At 50.0% G+C, this 748-nt stretch carries 1 protein-coding gene; it reads left to right on the top strand.

Going from position 1 to position 748, the window contains the following annotated elements; translation table 11 throughout:
- The coding region (locus ACFOY6_RS24215) for a DUF7916 family protein (RefSeq protein ID WP_379652468.1) at positions 1–549 on the top strand (549 nt) is incomplete at its 5' end.
- Between the last annotated feature and the right edge of the window lie 199 nt (positions 550–748).

The following is a 748-nucleotide window of genomic DNA, read 5'->3' as shown; positions in this document are numbered from 1 at the left end:
GCTGACAATGCCCGTAAGTTGGTTAATATGGGCGCAAAAATTCTGGTGCTGACAGGTAATCCTAATAACGGGGTCAGCAATTGCGCTCTGGGGTTGGCTGCGAGAGATATTCGCGAGGCAGTTGGGGATGGTGCCGTGATTATTACCGGAAAAATGCACGGTGCTGGAGTGGTGCATGAAAGTGGCAGCAGCATTATCAGCGAGGAGGATGTTATCTGGTTTGCCTCTCAAGGCGCAGACATTGTGCTGATCCCGGCTCCAGGCACGATACCCGGAATGAGTCAGCAGCGTGTGACATCGCTTATAGATACCGCACATGCTCATGGTGCACTGGCGATGACTGCTATTGGCACGTCTCAGGAAGGTGCTGATATCAGCACTATTCGTCAAATAGCGTTAATGAGCAAAATGGCGGGGGCTGATCTGCACCATATTGGTGATACCGGCTATATGGGGATGGCACTACCGGAGAACATCCTGGCTTATAGTATTGCCATTCGCGGAGTCAGGCATACATACACCCGCATTGCACGTTCGATTTATCGCTAAACGTGAATTAATGGGATTACGCCGCATCTAATCCGGGAAGGTTAAACCCTCCCGGATTCAACGTATAAGCTATTTAAAAACGAAAAATTACTCTCTTAGTGTACGTTTTCGTTCCACTGGACCTCAAACCCCGAGATGGCCGAAAAAGGTAAGTGGGACCCGGACCAGGTCATGTTTATGGCTGTGGCCATCGAACGTC

Origin of the sequence: Teichococcus aestuarii (assembly GCF_042651065.1) — a bacterium.
Classification (GTDB): Bacteria; Pseudomonadota; Alphaproteobacteria; order Acetobacterales; family Acetobacteraceae; genus Pseudoroseomonas; species Pseudoroseomonas aestuarii.
This window is presented reverse-complemented; position numbering and strand designations above follow the sequence as displayed.